Source organism: Tsukamurella paurometabola (assembly GCF_900631615.1).
Classification (GTDB): Bacteria; Actinomycetota; Actinomycetes; order Mycobacteriales; family Mycobacteriaceae; genus Tsukamurella; species Tsukamurella paurometabola_A.
Genome location: NZ_LR131273.1, coordinates 1,013,503 through 1,033,098, shown reverse-complemented (window position 1 = coordinate 1,033,098; position 19,596 = coordinate 1,013,503). Strand labels below are relative to the sequence as shown.

Below are 19,596 nucleotides of genomic sequence, written 5' to 3'. Positions count from 1 at the left end.
TGTCACCATGAGTTCGGTCGAGTGGAATCAGCGCGCGGCCGCGGCGCAGGCCGCGGTCGTGGAGCGGCACCTGAAACCCGTCTGGGGCATCCCCGGCACCCTGCTCGGCACCCCCGCCTACCCGGCCACCCGGCGCGAGTCCCTGTTCTTCAGCTGGAACTACTGGTGGCAGGCCCACCTGCTCGACGTGGCGGTGGACGCCTACGTCCGGGACGGCGCACCGTCGACCCGGAAACTGGTGCTGCGCATCGCCCGCGGGCACCGGGTGCGGAACCTGTTCCGCGTCACCAACTCGTACAACGACGACATGGCCTGGATGGGCCTCGCGCTCGAGCGGGCGCAGCGGCACGCGGGCCTGAACTCCGCCCGGCGGCTGCGCGTCCTGCGGGACACCCTGTACGACGCCTGGGTGCCCGACGCGGGCGGCGGCATCACGTGGCGCACGAAGGGGCTGTTCCTCAACGCGCCCGCGAACGGCCCGGCCGGCATCTTCCTCGCCCGGATGGGCCGCTTCGAGCGCGCCGAGGAGACCTCGGACTGGCTGTACCGGCGGCTGCTCGACCTGGAGACGGGGCTCATCAACGACGGGGTCGACGGCGACTACGACAGCCCCGAGGCCGGCAAGATCTACCCGGAGAAGTACTCCTACAACCAGGGCGTGACGATCGGCCTGGACGCGGAGCTCTCCTCGGACCTGGCGCCGACGCACGCGCTCCGCGCCGCGGGCCTCATCGCGGCGGTCGCGGAGCACATGACCGAGGGCGGCATCATCACCGGCGGGGACGGGGGCGACGGCGGCCTGTTCAACGGCATCCTCATCCGGTACCTGGCGCTCGCCGCGCGCTCCCTGCGGGGCCCCGGCGCCGAGGACGCGCGCGCCGCGGCCTCGGAGATCGTCTTCGCGTCCGCCGAGGCGGCGTGGCACGGCACGCGCGAGCTCGACGGTCGCGTGCTGTTCTCCGCGGATTGGACGCGCGACGCCCGGATCCCCGGGACGACCGACGCGCCCGCCTACTTCACGGGCGGCACCGTGCGCTCCAGCGAGACGCCCGAGCGCGACCTGTCGGTGCAGATCGGTGGTTGGATGGCGATGGAGGCCGCTGCCGCGCTCGCCCGGAGCTGAGCCGGCCACCGGGACCGAGGAGGTCGCCATGCGGGTCATCGAGGTCGACGGAGCCGCCCTGGCGGTCGCCGAGACGGGGCGGGCCGACGGTCCGGCGGTGCTGCTCGTCGCCGGCGGCGGGCAGTCCATGGACTGGTGGACGCCGGAGTTCTGCGCCCGTCTCGCAGGCGACGACCTGCGGGTGATCCGCTACGACCACCGCGACACCGGGGAGTCCAGCGCCTCGCCGCCGGGCGCGCCCACGTACACCGGCGCCGAGCTCGCGGCCGATCCGGTGCGGATCCTCGACGCCCTCGACATCGGTGCCGCACATATCGTCGGGATGTCCATGGGCGCGGGGATCGGGCAGACGGTGGCGGTCCGCTCGCCGGAGCGGGTGCGGTCGCTGACACTGATCGAGTCCAGCCCGGCGGGCGGTGAGCACGACGCGCTGCCCGGGCCGACGCCCGCCGTGGCGGCGACGTTCGCCGAGCCGCCGCCGGAGATCGACTGGTCCGACGAGACCGCCGTGATCGACTACCGCGTGGACGTCGAGCGGCCGTACGCGGGGCCCGGCGGCCTCGATGAGGAGCGGACGCGGGCGATCGCGACCCGCGAGGTGCGCCGCACGCCGAACATGGAGGCGTCGCTGAACAACCATTTCCTCGCGGAGCCGGCGCCGCCCGTCGACCCCGCGGCGATCGCCGCACCGACGCTGGTGCTCCACAGCGCCGACGACCCGTTGTTCCCGCTCCCGCACGGCGCGGCGCTGGCGCGGATGATCCCGGGCGCGCGGCTGCTCACGCTGCACGGCCCCGGCCATGAGATCCCGCCGCCCGCGACGTGGGACACGGTGATCCCGGAGCTCCGCCGGCACGTGCGCGACGCGGAGGCCTGACCGGCGTCAGTGCGCGTCGAGGTGCGCGGCGTCGGCCCGGTCGCTCCGGTGGACCGGGCAGCCCGGCGCGAACGTGCCCAGCGATTCCGTGCGGAAGCCGTTCGGGTAGCTGCGGATCCGGTGGTTGTCCTGCACCAGCGCGGGGGTGCGCCGGGAGGGGAGGACGGCCAGGAGCCGGGCGCGCAGCTTCATCGCGCCGACGGAGAGGCGCCGCACGACGGGGCCCGGGTCGTCGTAGTGGAAGGCGCGCAGCAGCGGCGGGTCCATGAGAGCACGGCTGAAGACGCCGATCGCCGGGCGCACGGGCGCGAGGTAGAAGCTCTTGAGCAGCTCCAGCGTCGAGTCGGCGACGCGGCGGGCGCCCTCGTCGAAGGCGAAGTGCTCGGCCTCGTAGCGGTCCATGAAGTCGGCGAACTCGTCGTACGTGGCGGGGATGTCGGGGATCGCCATGTGCTTGCCGAGGGTCTGGTAGTAGCGGACCGTCGCGAGCTTCTCCGACTCCGTGAGGTCGCGCCAGCCGTAGTCGGCGATCCAGCGCACCGGCACCACGACGAACGTGCACAGCACGTATCGCATGTCGTCGTCGGAGATGTCGTACATCTTGTGCATCTGGTTGATCCGCCGGATGGCGGCCCTGCCGTCGGCGCTGGCGAAGCCCTTGAGCAGCGGCACCTCGAGCAGGAGTGCCGTGTCGTCGTAGCGCTTCTGCACCCGCTCGGTGAATTCGCCCGTGTCCGCGAGGAGGCGTCCGATGCTGGGCACGGCGTACGTGCGGAACAGGGCGAAGCTCAACGCCTGCGTGATGTCCCACGGGAAGTCGTACGTCCCCAGGTTCCGCGAGATCTCGACGAAGTCGGTCTCGGGGTCCAGGCCGCGGTTCCGGTCGATCTTCCAGCGCCGCGGGCGCGGTGGGCGTGCTGGGCGTGACTGCATGACGTCTCCTCGGTGGGGGTGCCCTCACTGTAAGTCGACTTATACAGATGTGCAAGAGGTCACATAGGATGCTCGACAGTGGTGCGTGCGGCGACCCGCTAGTGCTACCGAACCGGGTTCGGTGTCGAATCACTCACCCTTGACGGAGCGTCGTCACCGTCCGGTCCAGGGCGTCCATGAGCGCGCGGCGCTCGTCGTCGGTGAAGGACCGCGCGACGGCGCTCTCCATGTCCGCGACCGCGCGAGACGCCCGGCGGAGGAGGGTGGCACCGTCGGGCGTCAGGACGGTGGGGAGCTCCCGACCGGCTGTGGGGCGGTCCGCGCGGTCGACGAGGCCGCGGCGCTGGAGGCCCTGGAGCATGGTGTTCATCGACTGCCGGGTGACGAAGGCGGCGCGGGCGAGCTGCGCGTTCGTCGCCTGGGGGAAGCGGCCGATCAGCTCGAGCGCCGCGTACTGCGAGACGCTGAGGTCGAACGGTCGCAGGACCTCCTCCATACGGTTGTGCACCGCTGCCTGCGCGACCTTGATGCGGTAGCAGATCCGGTCGTCCAGGGACTCCTCTTGCGTCATGTCAGCATTCTGACATACAGTCGCGATGTCAGGATTCTGACACTCAGATCTCGCAGAGGAGCATGCATCATGACCACACTTCCGGGACCCGACTTCCTCGCCCTCCAGGTCCGCGACGTCGAGCGGTCGGCACAGTTCTACGAGACCGCGGTCGGCCTGCGGCGCGCGCCCCAGTCGCCTCCGGGCGCGGTGGTGTTCGCCGGCCCGATCCCGTTCGCGGTCCGCGAGCCTTTGCCCGGCGTCGATCTCGACGCCGCCGCACCCGGCCCGGGCGTCGGCATGGCGTTGTGGATGGGCTGCGAGGACGCGCCCGCGCTGCACGACCGTCTCGCCGAGGCCGGCGTGCACATCGTCCGTCCGCCCGCGCCCGGCCCCTTCGGCACCGCGTTCACGTTCCTCGACCCGGACGGCTACGCGGTCACGATGCACGACGCCGCGTGACTCAATCCTCGGTCAGGGCACCGTCGGCCATGCGCCAGCGGCGCGTCGCGCGGACGGTGCCGAGCATCCGGCGGTCGTGCGTGACCAGGATGACGGTGCCGTCGAAGGAATCGACGGCCTGCTCGAGCTGCTCGATCGCGGGCAGGTCCAGGTGGTTGGTCGGCTCGTCGAGGACCAGCAGGTTCACGCCTCGGGCCTGCAACAGAGCGAGGGCGGCGCGGGTCCGCTCGCCCGGCGAGAGCGACGACGCCGGCCGGAGCACGTGGTCCCCGCGCAGCCCGAACTTCGCGAGCAGCGTCCGCACGTCCGCGGGCGGCGTGTCCGGAACCTCCGCGCAGAAGGCGTCCAGCAGCGGACCGTCGGACAGGAAGCGCCCGCGGGCCTGGTCGACCTCGCCCACCTCGACCCCGGAACCGAGCGTGACCGTCCCGGCGTCGGGAGTGAGCCGCCCCAGTAGGAGCCCCAGCAGAGTCGACTTGCCGGCCCCGTTGGGCCCGGTGAGCAGGATGCGGTCGCCGTACTCGACGCTCACCGTCACGGGCCCGACGGTCCGCGAGGGGTAGCTGACCGCGGCGCCCGACGCCGTGACCACGACCGTCCCGCTCCGGGGCGCGGCGGCGATGGACATCCGCAACTCCCACTCCTTGCGGGGCTCGGCGACCACCTCGAGCCGCTCGATGGCGCGCTCGGTCTGCCGCGCCTTCGACGCCTGCTTCTCCGTGGACTCGAGCCGCGCCTTGCGGCCGGCCTTGTCGGGATCGGAGCCGGCCTTCATCTTCCGGCGCGCGTTCCGCACGCCGTGCTCCATCCAGTTCCGCTGCATCTGCGCCCGGTCCTGCAGGTCCGAGAGCTTGCCGGCGTACTCCTCGTACTCCTCGCGCGCGTGCCGCCGCGCCACCTCCCGCTCGGTGAGGTAGGCCTCGTAGCCGCCGCCGTAGACGCCGATCTGCTGCTGGGCGAGATCGAGCTCCACGACGGTGGTCACCGTCCGGGCCAGGAACTCCCGGTCGTGCGAGACCACGACGATCGCCGTCTGCGCCTCGGCGACGAAGCGCTCCAGCAACTCCAGGCCGGCGAGGTCCAGGTCGTTGGTGGGCTCGTCGAGGAGCAGCACGTCGTACCGTGAGGCGAGGACCGCGGCGAGACCGGCGCGGGCGGCCTGCCCGCCCGAGAGTCCCGTCATCGCCGCGTCCGGGCTGCCCAGCCCCACGTCGGACAGGATCGCCGCGAGCCGCTGCTCCAGGTCGGCACCGCCGAGGGCGAGCCACCGGTCCAACGCGGGCGTGTAGTGATCGGTGTCGGGGTCGGTCGCGAGGGCGGCCGCGGCCGCGTCCATCGCCTCCTGCGCCGCCGCGACGCCGGTCCGCCGCGCGACGAACTCGGCGACGGTCTCGCCTGCCCGGCGCTCGTGCTCCTGTGCCAGGTACCCCACGCTCGCGTCGGCGGGGGAGAGGTCGACGGTGCCGGTCACGTCGGGACCGCCCTCGGCGCCCACCCCGGCGAGCAGCTTGAGCAGCGTCGACTTCCCGGCCCCGTTGGCGCCGACCAGCCCCACCACGTCGCCCGGCGCGACCACCAGGTCGAGGCCGGAGAACAGCGTGCGGTCGGCGTACGCGACGGACAGGTCGCGGGCCTGCAGGACGGTCATGTCCGCCGCCCCGGCGCCGCGCCGTCAGTCATCGAGGTCGACGGTGACGTTGGGCTTGGACATCTCCCGGCGGTAGCCGACGATCCCGACGATCGTGCCCACGACGAGCATCACGATCATGCCGCGCAGCGCCCAGTCGAGCACCCACTTGTAGTCCTCCAGCGCCGACGAGGCGTAGTACCCCACGAGCAGGAGGAACGGCGCCCAGATCAGCGACCCCAGCACCGAGGCGATGGTGAACTTCCGCTTGTCCATGCCGACCGCGCCGGCGACCAGCGGGCACAGCGTGCGCACCCACGGGATCCAGCGGGCGATGAGCACGGAGAGGAAGCCGTGCTTGTCCATCAGCTCCTTGACCCGGTGCAGGTTGTGCGCGTTCAAGTAGCGGCCGTCCTGCTTGGCGAGCACGTGGTCGCCCATCTTGACGCCGATGCCGTAGCCCACGTGGTTGCCGGCGATCGCCGCGAGGAAGGCGGCGAGCGCGAGCCCCCACACCGACAGTGCGGAATGCCCGGTGGTGGCCATCGCGAGACCGGCCGTGAGCAGCAGGGAGTCGCCGGGCAGGAACAGCCCGATGATGAAAGCGCATTCGCAGAACACGAATCCGGCCACGACGAGCCAGATCATCACCGGTCCGGCGGTCTGGACGAATTCGAGCACGGGCGGGGCCTAGGCGCCGGTGTCGGCGGCAGCGGCGCGCCGCCCCGCGAGGTACTTCTTGACGACGCCCCACACGATCGGCAGCACCGAGACCAGCACGATGCCGAGGAAGATCTTGTCGATGTTCTCGCGGACCCAGTCGATCTTGCCGAGCCAGACGCCCAGCAGCAGGATGCCGTCGGCCCAGATCACGGCGCCGATCGCGTTCCAGATGACGAACTTGGCGTAGTGCATCTTCGCGGCGCCGGCGGCGATCGGCGCGAAGGTGCGCACGAAGGGCACGAAGCGGGCCAGGATCAGCGTGGCGGGGCCGTACTTCTCGAAGAACTCGTGCGACTCGTCGAGGTACTTGGTCTTGAGGAAACGCGCGTCGGGCTTGAAGAACTTCTCCCCGCCGAAGCGGCCGATGAAGTAGCCCACCTGGGAGCCGAGGATCGCCGCGATCGGCGTCGCGACCAGCAGCACCGGCAGCGACATCGCCGAGCCCGTGTAGGTGGCCTCGCCGACCGCGGTGCCGGTGCCGGCGGCGGTCAGCAGGCCGGCGACGAACAGCAGCGAGTCACCCGGCAGCACCGGGAACAGCACACCGGATTCGATGAACACCACCAGCAGCAGGCCCACCAGGGCGATGCCGCCGAAGGCGTTGAGGACCGCCACCGGATCGGTGATGTCCTTGAGGGCGAACGCCTGCATGGTGGTCGAGGCGGCCAGAGTCAGGTCGTTGAGATGCACCGGACCAGGATACCGGTGCTATCGCAGGAGTTCGTCGATGTAGCACCAGCGCCACGACTCCCCGGGCTGGAAGCTGCGGATCACCGGGTGATTGGTGAGTTCGTGGTGGACGGTCGCGTGCTTGCCCTCCGAGGAGTCGCAGCAGCCGACGTGTCCGCAGGTCAGGCACAGTCGCAGGGCGACGGGGTTCTGCCCCGACTCGACGCACTCGAGGCAGGTCTCGCTCAGCGGCACCGGGTCGGCGAATTCGTCCGAAACGCGAAGATGGTCACATTCGTCCTGCGCCCACGGCGGCGTCAGCAGCTCCGCCACCGCGATCCGCTCGCTGCGCACCGCCGAGACCTCCAGCATCGCCTCCTCGACGTCGAAGTTCGACAGCACCTGCTCCAGCACCTCGTGGTCGCCCTGCCCGGCGTCGCGCATCCGCAGCACCTCCTCGCGCTCGGCGGCGAGCATCTGCAGCCGGACCGCGCGCAGCTGCGCGGCGGGCGTGTTCGCGGCGTCCGGGCCGAGCCGCTCCCAGAAGGCGCGCTCGCGGTTGATCGTGTGCTCCCGCACCCCGTCGAGCACGGTGGCCGGCACGGTGTTCTCCGGGCTCGCGGCGATCTCGTCCAGCCGCGCGAGGCCGGCGTTGAGCGCGGAGCGCATCACCACGGCCTGTTGCAGAGCATCGGTGCGGGCGTTCGGCCCCTGCACCTTGAGCAGTTTGGCGAGCGCGGGCAGCGTCGAGCCCTGGATCAGGAGGCTGCCGGCCACCACGACCATCGCGGCGAAGACGAGGACCTCCCGGTCGGGGAAGTCGAGCGGCAGGATGAACGCCGCCGCCAGGGTGACCACGCCGCGCATCCCCGCCCACGACAGCACCGTCGTCTCGCCGGCCGAGAGGCGCTCGCTGGCGTCGTCCACCTTGATCGCGATGAGGGCCGACGGCGCGCACCACACCATGCGCGCGAGGATCACCGTGATCATCACCGCGATGCACGTCGTGATGATGAGCGGCCAGCCGATCGGCGAGTTGTCCGCGCCCTCGAAGATCGTCCGCATCTGCAGGCCGATGAGCAGGAAGACGGCGTTCTCCAACAGGAACTGGATGGTGCTCCAGTTGATCCGCGCCGACATCCGGCCGATCGCCGTCTGATCGGTGGGCGCCTTGTACGCGACGATGAGCCCCGCGACGACGGTCGCCACCACGCCCGACGCGTGGATGTGCTCGGCGGGCAGGTACGCGATCCACGGGCTGATGAGGCTGATGCCGGTGGTGAGCACCGGATCGGTCAGGCGGCGGAGCGCGAACCGGATCAGCAGGGCGGCGCCCACGCCGACCACCACGCCGCCGACCGCGCTGAGCGCGAACGAGCCCACCACCTCCCAGAAGCCGATGGTGCCCGCGACCGCCGCGATGGCGGTGCGGAGCAGCACGATCGACGTGGCGTCGTTGAACAGGGACTCGCCCTCGAGCAGCGTCGTCACCCGCCGCGGCAGGCCGATGCGCCGGCCCACCGCCGTCGCCGCCACCGCGTCGGGCGGCCCGACGATGGCGCCCAGCGCGAGCCCGGCGGCGAACGGGATGTCGAGCAGGTACGAGGTGACGACGCCGACCGCCGCGGCCGTGAACAGCACCAGCCCGACCGAGAGCATCCCGATCGGCCGGATGTTCTCCTTGAAGTCGACCAGCGAGGCCTTCGACGCCGCCGCGTACAGCAGCGGTGGCAGCAGACCCAGGAGCACCACGTCGGGGTGGAGCGGCACGTCGGGCACCGCGGGGATGAACGAGACGGCGATACCGACCACCGTCAGCACCAGCGGTGCCGCGAGACCGAGACGGTCACAGAATGCACTGACCACCAGAACCGTGGCGACGAGGGCGACCAGCCCAACAGCGAGCTCCATGGGCGATAGTCTTTCACTGAAACGTCGAACCGCTCAGGAGGACAGACATGCCCATCGCGACCCCCGAGGCCTACCGGGAGATGCTGGACCGCGCCCGTGAGGGCGGCTACGCCTATCCGGCGATCAATTGCACGTCGAGCGAGACGATCAATGCGGCGATCAAGGGTTTCGCCGATGCGGGTAGTGACGGGATCATTCAGTTCTCCACCGGGGGTGCCGAGTTCGGTTCCGGTTTGGGGGTCAAGGACATGGTCACGGGTGCGGTCGCGTTGGCGGAGTTCGCGCATGTGGTTGCGGCGCGGTACGACGTGACGGTCGCGCTGCACACCGATCATTGCCCGAAGGACAAGCTCGATTCGTATGTGCGGCCGCTGTTGGCGGTTTCGCAGGAGCGGGTCGATGCCGGCCGGAATCCGTTGTTCCAGTCGCACATGTGGGACGGGTCGGCGGTGCCGTTGGAGGAGAACCTGGAGATCGCGCGGGATCTGCTCGCTCGGGCGAAGGCGGCGAAGATCATCTTGGAGATCGAGATCGGTGTGGTCGGTGGTGAGGAGGACGGTGTCGAGAACGAGATCAACGACAAGTTGTTCACCTCCGATGAGGATTTCGCGAAGACCGTCGACGCGTTGGGTACGGACGGGTATCTGCTCGCGGCGACGTTCGGCAACGTTCACGGTGTGTACAAGCCGGGGAATGTGAAGCTGCGTCCGGCGGTGTTGCGCGATGGGCAGGCGGTCGCGGCGGAGAAGCAGGGGCTGCCGGCCGGGAGTAAGCCGTTCTCCTTCGTCTTCCACGGCGGTTCGGGTTCGCTCAAGAGTGAGATCGAGGAGTCGTTGAGCTACGGGGTGGTGAAGATGAACGTCGATACCGACACCCAGTACGCGTTCACCCGCCCGGTGGCCGGGCACATGTTCGCCAACTACGACGGGGTGCTCAAGATCGACGGCGAGGTCGGCAACAAGAAGACCTACGACCCCCGCTCGTACCTGAAGAAGGCCGAGACCTCCATGGCCGAGCGCGTCGTCGAGGCCTGCAACGATCTGCACTCCGCCGGCAAGTCCATCAGCGCGAAGGGCTAACTCAGGCCAGGGCCAGTCCCAGGAGGACGGCCAGCACGAGCACGATCATGGCCGCGGCCGCCGCCCATTCCGGGCCGGTGAGCCGCGGCCGTGCGCGTTCCGGGGCACGATTCGGGGTGGGTGCGGCAGGCGGGGCCGGCGGCGTCGACGGTGCGGCCTGCGCCCGCCCGGCCGGCCGGGCCTGGGCGGGGCGCGCCTGGCTCGCCCGCTGCGCGCGGGCCTGCTGCGCGGGCGGACGATGCTGCGCCGCACCGTGCGGCGGGTGCGGCCGCGCGGCCATCCGGTGCGGCGCCGCCATCGGCGGGGTGGCGGTGCGCCGGGGCGGCGTCACGCGGCCCGCGCCGCGCGCGATCCGGTCGGTGCGGGGGGTGGGCCGGTCCGGCACCTCGGAGTACGCGAGCTTCGGTTCCGACGGTGCCGTCCGCGGCGCGGGCTTCGGCTCCGGAGCCGGCTTCGCTGCGGGCCGCGGATTGCGGAGGGTGGGGTCCTCCGACGGGGTGCTCATTGCGCCCCGACCCGGGTGCACACCTTCCAGGTGTCCGCGTCCTTCTCCAGCGTGAGGGTGTTGCGCACCTTCGCGCTGGGCTTGTTGGCGTAGTGCACCTCGACCTGCACCTCGGCCTTGTCGCCGCGCACCTCGACGGCCTGCAGACCGTCGAGTTCGGGGAGCAGTCCGTCGGCCTTGGCGTTGCCGTAGACCCGCTGCCACTGGCCGTCGTCGAGGCCGTCGTAGTAGGCCTTGGCGTTGCCGCAGGTCTGCTCCCGCAGCGCGGGGAGATCGCCGCGGCCCACCGCATCGATGAACGAGGTCGTCGCGTTCGCCGCCTGCTGCCGCGGGTCGCCCGACGAGCCCGAGCCCGACTTGGGCACGAGCAGCGCGATCGCCGCGACGATCACCACGACCGCCACCACCGCGGCCGCCACGATCCACAGGGTCCGCCTGCCCTTCGGCTCCTTCGGCGGGGCGCCCTGTCCGCCCGCCGGCGCGTAGTACTCGGGCGACTGCCGCTGCGTCTCGGGCGCAGCGGGTTTCCCGAGGTGGGGGCCGGGCTGCGCCGCCGACGGTGCGGCGCCCGCGGCCGGGGTGGCCGCCAGCGGCGCCAGCGGGATGGCCTCGGTCTCGGGTGTCGCGTCCGGCAGCTCGTTCTGCTCGGTGTCGATGGTCGCCTGGTCGGGCCGCGGGGCAGCAGGGATCGCCGTCGTCGCCGCCTCCGAGGTGGCGGTCTCAGTCGCGTCGTCGGTAGCGGGCTCGTCCTCGTCGGCGTCCTCGTCCGCGGCGGGCTCGTCGCCGGTGGTCTCGTCACCCGCGGTCTCGTCACCCGCGGCCTCGTCGCCGGTGGTCTCGTCGCCGGTGGTCTCGTCGTCGCCCTCGGCGGTGGTGGCGGGCTCGGCCTCGGCGTCGCCGGACTCCTCGTCGTCCGTGGGCGTCTCCGGCGACGTGGTCTCCACCGGCCCGACGGTGCGCAGTGGCGACGGTGCCGTCTCGTCCGTCGCCGGGTCGGCCTCGGAGACGGCAGGCTCCGCGTCGTCCTCGTCGGCGGTCTCGGTGATCGCGACGTCGTCGGCGTCCGCCTGGGTCCCGGGCTCGGCCTCGGGTTCGGGCGCGGCCTCGTCTTCGGCGTCCCGGTCGTCGGCGTCCTGGTCGTCGTCGGTGAGCGCCGCGGCACCCGCGGCAACGGCTGCCGCGCCGGCGACGCCGGTGGCGGCAGTCGCGACCGACGGCCCGTCGGTGTCCTCCGCGTCGTCGTCGCCCGCGCTCTCGCCCGCGTCGGTGCTCTCGGGTTCGCCGGCCTCGTCCGCCTCCGGCTGCGCAGCGGCGTCGGCGTCCGCGTCGGCGTCCTCATCGCTCGCCTCGGCGGACTCCTCGTCGGGCGTCGCCGCCGCGTCCTCGACCGTCTCCTCCGGGGTGTCCTCGTCGGCGGACTCCTCATCGACCGCGGTCTCCGCGGTGTCCTCGTCGTCCGTGGCCTCGGTCTCGGCGGCGGTGCTCTGCGCGGGGAAGGCCGCGGTCTCGGCGGTGCTGGGTCGCGGAACGACGGGCAGCACGGTGGTCTCGGTCTCGTCGGCGGCGGGCGACGTGGTGACGACCGGGCCGACGGTCCGCAGGGGCGACGCCGCAGCCTTCGACTCCGCCTCGCCGCCCTCGGCCTCGGTGGCACCCTCGGCGGCACCCTCGGCGTCGGCCTCCGCGGCACCCCCGGCGTCGGCCTCCGCGGCACCCTCGCCGTCGCCGTCGCCGCTCGCGTCGTCCTCGCGGTCGGAGGCGGAACCCGCGTTCTCACCTTCGGTCGAGGCGCCGTCGCCCTCCGCCTCGCCGGACGCGGCCTCGTCGACCAGTGCACGGCCGGCAGCGGGCAGCACCCGCGTCTCCGCCTCGGACGGCGCCCCGGTCGCGGCCTCGGCCTCCTCCGCGCTCCCCGCATCGTTCGCGGCGGCACCGTCGACGGGGATGGCCCTGGTCTCGGCCTCGGCGGGCGACGGCGCGGGCGCCGTGTCCTCGACGAGCTTGGCGAGCGAGTCGGAGTGCGAGGGCGACACGGCGTCGGCGGGCGCGCTGCCGAGCGTGCCGGCGGTATCCGCCTGGTGATCGTGGAGCGGGGCGGCGGGCCAGGAGGCCAGGCGTCCGCGCAGGTCACGAAGTCGCGACAGGGGTCCCCGGTTCTCATCCCGCGCCATCGGTTCCGCCATCCCCTCGTTCGATATCCGGTCCTCCTCCGCAGCGGCGCGCCGCACGCGGAACACCTGACACCCTAGCGGGCGTGCACCCGCGGGGACCGGCGCGTTGTCCCGCCGCGTACGTCGTCCTCCCCTCCCCGGGCGCCGCATGGAACACTGGAGCAATGACGTCCTTCGGAGATCTCCTCGGCCCGCCCCCGGTCCTGCTCGACATCGACGAAGAGCCGGAACTCCAGCTGAACCAGGGTCGCCCGGCGGCCGAGGTCGCAGCGGACGCGCCCACCTCCTCGCTGGCGTGGGCCGTGCTCGCGGAGCAGGCGCTCGAAGCCGGCCAGGCCGTCACCGCCTACGCGTACGCCCGCACCGGCTACCACCGCGGCCTCGACCAGCTGCGTCGCCAGGGCTGGCGCGGCTTCGGTCCCGTGCCGTACAGCCACGAGAACAACCGCGGCTTCCTGCGGGCGGTGGCCGCGCTGGCCCGCGCCGCGCAGTCGATCGGCGAGGAAGACGAGTACCTGCGCTGCCTGGACCTGTTGAACGACTGTGACCCCGAAGCCGCCGGCGCGCTCGGACTCGGCGCGTAGCCGACTGGTCCGGCGGCACAACGCGCTGCCGCAGGTGATCCAGAGCCGCACCAAGCGGCTCTGGAACGCGAAGCTGCCGATCCTCCAGTGCGCGGTCGCCGCGGGCATCGCGTGGTTCATCGCCAACGACGTGATCGGCCACGTCTCGCCGTTCTTCGCGCCGATCGCCGCGATCATCTCGCTGGGACTCTCGCTCAACCAGCGGCTGCGGCGCTCCCTGGAACTGGTCGGCGGTGTCACCGTCGGGATCGGCGTCGGCGACCTGCTGATCTCCGTGATCGGCACCGGGCCGTGGCAGCTGGCGCTCGTCGTCGCGATCGCGATGGCCGTCGCCGTGCTCGCCGACCGGGGCCCGCTCGTGCCGATGCAGGCGGCGTCGTCGGCGGTGCTGGTCGCGACGCTGCTGCCGCCCGGTTCGACGGGCGGATGGACCCGCATGCTCGACGCCCTCATCGGTGGCCTGGTCGGCGTGGTGATCGTCGCACTCATCCCGAACAACCCCGCGCGGCGTCCGCGGAAGGACGCCGCGAAGGTGCTCGACACCATGCGGCGCGTCACCGCCTCGGTCGCCGCCGGACTGACGGACCGCGACATCTCCTCGCTCGAGTGGGCTCTGGAGACGGCTCGCGCCACCCAGCCCGACCTGGATCAGCTCTCCAGCGACCTCGCCGGCGGCATCGAGATCACCAAGGTCGCGCCGATGTTCTGGAGCTCGCGGCAGCGGATGGACAAGCTGCAGGCCATCGCCGATCCGCTCGACAACGCCGTACGCAACGTGCGGGTCATGGCGCGGCGGGCTCTCGGGTCCAACCAGGCGGGGGAGAAGATCGACCCCGCGCTGGTCACCGAGATCGGCCGGCTCGCCGACGCCTTCAAGATCCTGCGCGACGTGGTGCTGGCCGAGCCGGGGACGCAACCCGACCAGGCGGAGGCGGCGCGCGTCCTGCGTTCCTCCGCGCGGCGGGCCAACGCGCTGCATCTCGAGGAGAGCGAGTCGCTCAACGAGGTGATGATCTACGGGCAGCTGCGCTCGACGATCGTCGACCTCCTGCAGGTCGCCGGGCTCTCCCGTACGTCGGCGGTCGCCCAGATGCGCGACGTGCCGAAGAAGAAGGACGCGGCGCCGAAGCCGGCCGAGTGACGCGCCCGCCGACCGTCAGCTGATGAGCAGCCAGTCGTCGGTGTTGCGGTAGAACGTCGCGCGGGTCACGACGCTGGGGTCGGTGCGGCCGTCGCGGGTCACGACGAGCTCGAGCCCGCCGGTCTGCGCGGCGCGACCGGACAGCCACCGTCGGCGCACGCCCTTCGCGAGCCGGGCGCGGACCCCGCCCCCGTCGCTCGAGCCGGTCGGCTCGACGATCACGGCCTTCGCCTGGCCCGTGAACAGCTTCTCCGAGTCCACGAAGGTCTCGCCGGTGAGCGGGCCGCCGTCGGGGCCGGTGATCTTGGCCTTGCCGACGAGCACGAAGCCGCGGTCGTCACGGATCAGGGGCACGGCGCGGGGCGTGCCGGTCAGCGGATCGCCCGGCGGGTAGATCGCCGAGGCGTGCGAGTTCTGGGTGGGCGCGTACGCCACCTCCACGTCGAGCCGTTCCGAGGCCATCAACCGGGCGATCACCGCCGCCAGCAGGTCATCGGGCCCCGCGACCACGATCCGCTTCGGGAACGTCAGCTTCTGCTTCAGTTCCGCCTTGGCGGAGTCGAGGTCGACGGTGATCGTTTCGAGGTCGCGGAGGCTGCCCGGGATACGGACGTCGGGGGCGCGCACCACGACGGTGCTCTGGGTCACGGAGCTCACCGCTCCTACTGTAAGGTTGCGGCACGGCTCGACGTTATCCAGGTGATTCCGAAGGTGAATATGCGGGCCGGAAGGAGATCGTCCATGCCTGCGATCGTGCTGATCGGCGCCCAGTGGGGCGATGAAGGTAAGGGGAAGGCCACCGATCTGCTGGGGGAGAAGCTCCAGTGGGTGGTCCGCTACCAGGGCGGCAACAACGCCGGCCACACGGTGGTCCTGCCGAACGGCGACAAGTTCGCGCTGCACCTCATCCCGTCGGGCATCCTGACCCCGGGTGTCAAGAACGTCATCGGCAACGGCGTGGTGGTGGACCCGTCGGTCCTGCTCGCCGAGCTCGACGGCCTCGAGGCGCGCGACGTCGACACGTCGAACCTGCTGCTCTCGGCCGACGCGCACCTGCTCATGCCGTACCACGTGGCGATCGACAAGGTCACCGAGCGCTTCCTCGGCAACAAGAAGATCGGCACCACCGGCCGCGGCATCGGCCCCTGCTACCAGGACAAGATCGCCCGCGTCGGCGTCCGCGCGCAGGACGTGCTGGACGAGTCGATCCTCACCCAGAAGGTCGAGGCGGCACTGGAGTTCAAGAACCAGGTGCTCACCAAGATCTACAACCGGCGGGCGCTCGATCCGCGCCAGGTGGTCGACGAGACGCTGGAGCTCGCGGAGAGCTTCAAGCACCGCATCGCCGACACCCGCCTGGAGCTGAACCTCGCGCTGGAGCGCGGCGAGACGGTGCTGCTGGAGGGCTCGCAGGGCACGCTGCTCGACGTCGACCACGGCACGTACCCGTACGTCACCTCGTCGAACCCCACGTCGGGCGGCGCGTCGGTGGGGTCGGGCATCGGCCCCACCCGCATCACGACGGTGCTGGGCATCCTCAAGGCGTACACCACCCGCGTCGGCTCGGGCCCGTTCCCGACGGAGCTCTTCGACGAGTGGGGCGAGTACCTCGCCAAGCACGGCGGCGAGGTGGGCGTCACCACCGGGCGCGCGCGCCGCTGCGGCTGGTTCGACGCCGTGATCGCCCGCTACGCGACCCGCGTCAACGGCATCACCGACTACTTCCTCACTAAGCTCGACGTGCTCAGCTCCATCGAGAACGTGCCGATCTGCGTGGCCTACGAGATCGACGGCGTGCGGTACGACGAGATGCCGCCCAACCAGACCGATTTCCATCACGCGAAGCCGATCTTCGAGACGATGCCCGGCTGGTGGGAGGACATCTCCGGCTGCCGCACCTTCGAGGACCTGCCGAAGAACGCGCAGGACTACGTGCTGCGGCTCGAGGAGCTGTCGGGCGCGCACATCTCCTGCATCGGCGTGGGCCCGGGCCGCGACGAGACCATCGTCCGCCGCGCCATCGTCTGAGGTGTTCTGAAACCGAGCCGATTCGAGGCCGCGGCGAAGTATTTCCATCGTGGCCTCGCTCAGGCTCGGTTTCGGACGCGCCCTAGGGCGTCGGGGCGGGGTTCGGCGTCGCCGACGGAGCGGCGGTCGGGGTCACGCGGTACATCCGCGGTCCCTCGCCGCGCCCGGGTCCGTGGCGCTGAGCGTCGCCGCCCGGTCCGCGCTGCTGCATCGAATGGCCCCTGTGCTTGCCCGTGGCCTCGTTGACCCAGTAGCCGGCGGTGAAGCTGACGCCGCTGATCCCGATGAGCCCGAACACGATCGCCGCGATGAGCAGCTTCCGCGACGGCCCGGTCGTCGACGGCGCGGGCTCCTGCGGGGCCGGGGCGGGCGCTGCGGCTGCGGGGGCGGCCGCGGGCGCGGGCGGGATCGGCGCGGTGGGCGTCGGCTGCGGATCGGTGGGTTCGGTCATGGGTTCTCGCTTCGGTCGGTGCGGTCACCGCGACCGCGCTGGAACCGATGATGCGACGCCCGGCTGGGAATCCGCTGTCAGGTCCCTCCGAATCAGGCCTGCCTTCGTCGGGCTGAGTGGGGTTCGATGTCGCGCGGAGAAGCCATGCGCGCCGCGCATGGCACACAAAACCGCAGTTCAACTGCATTTTCAGCGCATCGAGTCATGCGTGTCGCGCATGGCTCCCGTGAGAGCACACCACCCTTGCGTTGCCGGTGCCGAGACTCGCCGAGGCAGCCGTCAGCGCAGCGTCGGGTCCTGGGCGCGCACGGCGTCCACCTCGGCCATCGACGGGGCGTAGGCGCCGGCGCGGCTCACGGTGAGAGCGGAGGTGATGACGGCGCGGTGCAGCGCGGGCTGCACGTCGCTCCACTGCGCGGCCCGCAGCCGTCGGGCGGCGTACCGCGAGCCCAGGTATCCGGCGTCGAGCAGTCCGGACACCAGACCCGCCATGAAGGAGTCGCCGGCGCCCACGGTGTCGCCGACCTCGACGGTCAGCTGGTCCACGTGCAGCATGTCGCGATTGCCGGCGAGCAGCGCGTACGCGCCCCAGGGGCCGCGGGTGAGGACCACCATCGCCGGGCCGGACGCGATCCAGCGGCGCATCACGTCCTCGACGGGCTCGTCGGGGTGCAGCCAGGCGATGTCCTCGTCGCTGGCCTTCACGACGTCGGCCTGCGCGATCATCTCCGTCACCCGCGGCAGCACGTCGGCGGGCGTGCCCATCAGCGCGGGCCGGATGTTGGGGTCGTAGGAGACGGTGGCGTGGTCCCGGATGCGGCGCACCACGTCGGCGACGCCGTCCGCCCCCGGGGCGAGCGTCGCCGCGAAGCTGCCGGTGTGCAGGTGGCCGTAGCGTTCCAGGGATTCGATCGGCGGCACCTCCCACGTGAGGTCGAACTCGTACGTCGCGCGTCCCTCGGCGTCGACGTGCGCGTACGCGAGCGGCGTGTTGGCGGCACCGTCGGCCCCGGGAACGACCTCCACGCCCGCCCGGGCGGCGGTCTCGGCGATCCGGTGGCCGCGTACGTCCCGCCCCCACCACGACAGGATCGACGTGGGGTCGCCCAGCGAGGCGAGTCCGCACGCGACGTTGAACAGGCTGCCGCCCACGTGCTCGGACGGTTCGGCACCGTCGCGCAGTACGACGTCGACGAGTGCCTCGCCCAGGCACAGCGTCCGATCGGTCATGTCAGTTCCCCTTCGTGGCGGGCTTCTCGACGGCGTCGTCCGCGTCGAGGCCCAGCCGCTCGGCCATCTCCTCGAGCGGAATGCCCTTGGTCTCCGGCATCACCTTTATCACCCAGAGCAGTTGGAGCACCATGAACCCGAAGAAGATGGAGAACGCGACGCCGCCGCCGAAGGCACCGATGATGGGCGGGAACGCGAAGCTCGTGATGGCGGCCCACACCCAGTGGGTGAGGCTACCGAGCGCCTGGCCCCGGCCACGAATGCTGTTGGGGAAGATCTCCGACAGGAACACCCAGATCACCGCGCCCTGCCCGAACGCGTGCGCGGCGATGAACACCATGAGGCCCAGCAGCACGAGGATCGACGAGGTGCTGTCGAAGGACCGGCCGTCGCTCTCGTAGTAGAACATCACGGCGGCCATGAAGCCGAGGGAGACCAGGTAGCCCACCGAGCCGATCAGCATGAGTCGCCGACGCCCGAGCCGGTCGATCACCGACAGCGCGGCCATGGTGGCGACGAGGTTCATCACGCCGACCGCCACGGACATCAGGTACGCCGCGTTGGTGCTGGCGCCGGCGTCCTGCATGACCCGCGGTGCGTAGTAGAGGATCGCGTTGATGCCGGACATCTGGTTGAAGAAGGCGATGGCGATCGCCAGCAGGATCACCTTGCGGTGGCCGCGGGTGTAGAACTTCGTCTTCTCGGTGCCCCGCTCGGCGGCGAGCGTCTCCTCGATCTCGGCCATCTGCGCGTCGGCCTCCGCCGTCGTGGAACACAGCCGCTCGGACGTGGCGCGCGCCGCCGCGAGGTCGCCGTGCCCGGCGAGCCAGCGCGGGGTCTCGGGCACCGTCGGGAGCATCACGAGGAACAGCACCGCCGGCACGACCATCACCCCGAGCATCCACCGCCAGGCGTGCGGGTCGTCGCCCATGACGGTGCGGATGATCGCGTTCGAGGCGTACGCCACCAGGATGCCCAGCACGATGTTGAACTGGACGAGGCCGACGAGGCGACCGCGGAACTTCGGCGGCGCGATCTCGGCGGTGTAGATCGGGGCGCACACGCTCGACGCGCCGATGCCGAGGCCGCCGAGGAAGCGGAAGACCTGCAGGATCTCGACCGAGGACGTGGGCGCGACGGCGCAGCCCACGGCGCTCACGACGTAGAGCACGCCGATCGCGTACAGCACCTTCTTGCGGCCGAACCGGTCCGCGAGCCGGCCGGAGACGATCGCGCCCACGATGGTGCCGATGAGCGCGGTCGTCACCGTGAAGCCGAGTGCGGCGTCGGACAGGTGGAACTGCTCCTGGATCTGCTTCTCGGCGCCGGAGATCACCGCCGTGTCGAAACCGAAGATGAGTCCGCCGGTCGCCGCGACCACGGCGCTCCTGATCACGAGTGCCTTCATGCTCCGAACGTAGGCGTCCCGTGCGGTGCCCCGAGTGATTACAACCGAAACGCTCACCACCGCAGAACGATCGGAAGTAAACGGGAATCCGCGGGTCGGCAGCCGCACCGCGGGGCGCCGTGGT

The 19,596-nt window shown here is 71.5% G+C and carries 19 protein-coding genes; 7 read left to right on the top strand and 12 right to left on the bottom strand.

Going from position 1 to position 19,596, the window contains the following annotated elements:
• Positions 1–7 precede the first annotated feature (7 nt).
• Positions 8–1,123, top strand: coding sequence for a glycoside hydrolase family 76 protein (locus ELY19_RS05410; protein WP_126195303.1), 1,116 nt, complete (start codon positions 8–10; stop codon positions 1,121–1,123).
• Positions 1,124–1,151: 28 nt separating this feature from the next.
• The gene (locus tag ELY19_RS05405; protein ID WP_126195302.1) at positions 1,152–2,000 is read left to right on the top strand and encodes an alpha/beta fold hydrolase; all 849 of its coding nucleotides are present in this window, start codon (positions 1,152–1,154) and stop codon (positions 1,998–2,000) included.
• Between the two features lie 6 nt (positions 2,001–2,006).
• Here the strand turns inward: ELY19_RS05405 and ELY19_RS05400 are convergent, their stop codons facing one another.
• On the bottom strand, positions 2,007–2,933 hold the full coding sequence (locus ELY19_RS05400; protein ID WP_126195301.1) for an oxygenase MpaB family protein: 927 nt from the start codon (positions 2,931–2,933) through the stop codon (positions 2,007–2,009).
• A gap of 133 nt (positions 2,934–3,066) precedes the next feature.
• The gene (locus ELY19_RS05395) at positions 3,067–3,504 is read right to left on the bottom strand and encodes a MarR family winged helix-turn-helix transcriptional regulator (RefSeq protein ID WP_126195300.1); all 438 of its coding nucleotides are present in this window, start codon (positions 3,502–3,504) and stop codon (positions 3,067–3,069) included.
• 69 nt (positions 3,505–3,573) lie between these two features.
• On the opposite strand from ELY19_RS05395, the gene ELY19_RS05390 reads away from it, so the two are divergent.
• On the top strand, positions 3,574–3,945 hold the full coding sequence (locus ELY19_RS05390; protein WP_126195299.1) for a VOC family protein: 372 nt from the start codon (positions 3,574–3,576) through the stop codon (positions 3,943–3,945).
• Position 3,946: 1 nt separating this feature from the next.
• Here ELY19_RS05390 and ELY19_RS05385 read toward each other — a convergent pair whose 3' ends face one another.
• From ELY19_RS05385 to ELY19_RS05370, 4 genes are read right to left on the bottom strand one after another with little or no spacing between them, the layout of a single operon-like run.
• The gene (locus tag ELY19_RS05385; RefSeq protein WP_126195298.1) at positions 3,947–5,593 is read right to left on the bottom strand and encodes an ABC-F family ATP-binding cassette domain-containing protein; all 1,647 of its coding nucleotides are present in this window, start codon (positions 5,591–5,593) and stop codon (positions 3,947–3,949) included.
• A gap of 24 nt (positions 5,594–5,617) precedes the next feature.
• On the bottom strand, positions 5,618–6,253 hold the full coding sequence (locus tag ELY19_RS05380; RefSeq protein WP_126195297.1) for a DedA family protein: 636 nt from the start codon (positions 6,251–6,253) through the stop codon (positions 5,618–5,620).
• A gap of 9 nt (positions 6,254–6,262) precedes the next feature.
• Positions 6,263–6,985 carry a DedA family protein gene (locus tag ELY19_RS05375; RefSeq protein ID WP_227967200.1) on the bottom strand — a complete coding sequence of 241 codons (723 nt, stop codon included), beginning with the start codon at positions 6,983–6,985 and terminating at the stop codon, positions 6,263–6,265.
• Positions 6,986–7,003: 18 nt separating this feature from the next.
• On the bottom strand, positions 7,004–8,875 hold the full coding sequence (locus ELY19_RS05370; protein WP_126195296.1) for a Na+/H+ antiporter: 1,872 nt from the start codon (positions 8,873–8,875) through the stop codon (positions 7,004–7,006).
• 47 nt (positions 8,876–8,922) lie between these two features.
• Between ELY19_RS05370 and fbaA the strand changes: the two genes are divergently transcribed.
• Positions 8,923–9,954 carry a class II fructose-bisphosphate aldolase gene (gene fbaA / locus ELY19_RS05365; protein ID WP_126195295.1) on the top strand — a complete coding sequence of 344 codons (1,032 nt, stop codon included), beginning with the start codon at positions 8,923–8,925 and terminating at the stop codon, positions 9,952–9,954.
• 1 nt (position 9,955) lies between these two features.
• Here fbaA and ELY19_RS05360 read toward each other — a convergent pair whose 3' ends face one another.
• Together ELY19_RS05360 and ELY19_RS05355 are read right to left on the bottom strand one after the other, a co-directional pair.
• Complete coding sequence (locus tag ELY19_RS05360) at positions 9,956–10,459, bottom strand: hypothetical protein (RefSeq protein ID WP_126195294.1); 504 nt, start codon at positions 10,457–10,459, stop codon at positions 9,956–9,958.
• Entirely contained in the window at positions 10,456–12,696 is a 2,241-nt protein-coding gene (locus ELY19_RS05355; RefSeq protein WP_126195293.1) for an Rv0361 family membrane protein, read from the bottom strand. Before ELY19_RS05355 ends, ELY19_RS05360 begins: the two co-directional genes overlap by 4 nt.
• 98 nt (positions 12,697–12,794) lie before the next feature.
• Here ELY19_RS05355 and ELY19_RS05350 point away from each other — a divergent pair, with 98 nt between their 5' ends.
• Together ELY19_RS05350 and ELY19_RS05345 are read left to right on the top strand one after the other, a co-directional pair.
• The gene (locus tag ELY19_RS05350) at positions 12,795–13,214 is read left to right on the top strand and encodes a DUF3151 domain-containing protein (protein WP_126195292.1); all 420 of its coding nucleotides are present in this window, start codon (positions 12,795–12,797) and stop codon (positions 13,212–13,214) included.
• Complete coding sequence (locus tag ELY19_RS05345) at positions 13,174–14,355, top strand: FUSC family protein (RefSeq protein WP_126195291.1); 1,182 nt, start codon at positions 13,174–13,176, stop codon at positions 14,353–14,355. Before ELY19_RS05350 ends, ELY19_RS05345 begins: the two co-directional genes overlap by 41 nt.
• A gap of 15 nt (positions 14,356–14,370) precedes the next feature.
• On the opposite strand, the gene ELY19_RS05340 is transcribed toward ELY19_RS05345, so the two are convergent.
• Positions 14,371–15,012, bottom strand: coding sequence for a hypothetical protein (locus ELY19_RS05340; protein ID WP_126195290.1), 642 nt, complete (start codon positions 15,010–15,012; stop codon positions 14,371–14,373).
• A gap of 84 nt (positions 15,013–15,096) precedes the next feature.
• On the opposite strand from ELY19_RS05340, the gene ELY19_RS05335 reads away from it, so the two are divergent.
• Positions 15,097–16,383 (top strand): adenylosuccinate synthase, encoded by a 1,287-nt coding sequence (locus ELY19_RS05335; protein ID WP_068531228.1) that lies wholly within the window; start codon positions 15,097–15,099, stop codon positions 16,381–16,383.
• A gap of 82 nt (positions 16,384–16,465) precedes the next feature.
• Here ELY19_RS05335 and ELY19_RS05330 read toward each other — a convergent pair whose 3' ends face one another.
• From ELY19_RS05330 to ELY19_RS05320, 3 genes are all read right to left on the bottom strand, one after another.
• Positions 16,466–16,834 (bottom strand): hypothetical protein, encoded by a 369-nt coding sequence (locus ELY19_RS05330; RefSeq protein WP_126195289.1) that lies wholly within the window; start codon positions 16,832–16,834, stop codon positions 16,466–16,468.
• A 279-nt stretch (positions 16,835–17,113) separates the two neighbouring features.
• Positions 17,114–18,064 carry a PfkB family carbohydrate kinase gene (locus ELY19_RS05325; RefSeq protein ID WP_126195288.1) on the bottom strand — a complete coding sequence of 317 codons (951 nt, stop codon included), beginning with the start codon at positions 18,062–18,064 and terminating at the stop codon, positions 17,114–17,116.
• 1 nt (position 18,065) lies between these two features.
• Positions 18,066–19,472 (bottom strand): sugar porter family MFS transporter, encoded by a 1,407-nt coding sequence (locus tag ELY19_RS05320; RefSeq protein ID WP_126195287.1) that lies wholly within the window; start codon positions 19,470–19,472, stop codon positions 18,066–18,068.
• Between the last annotated feature and the right edge of the window lie 124 nt (positions 19,473–19,596).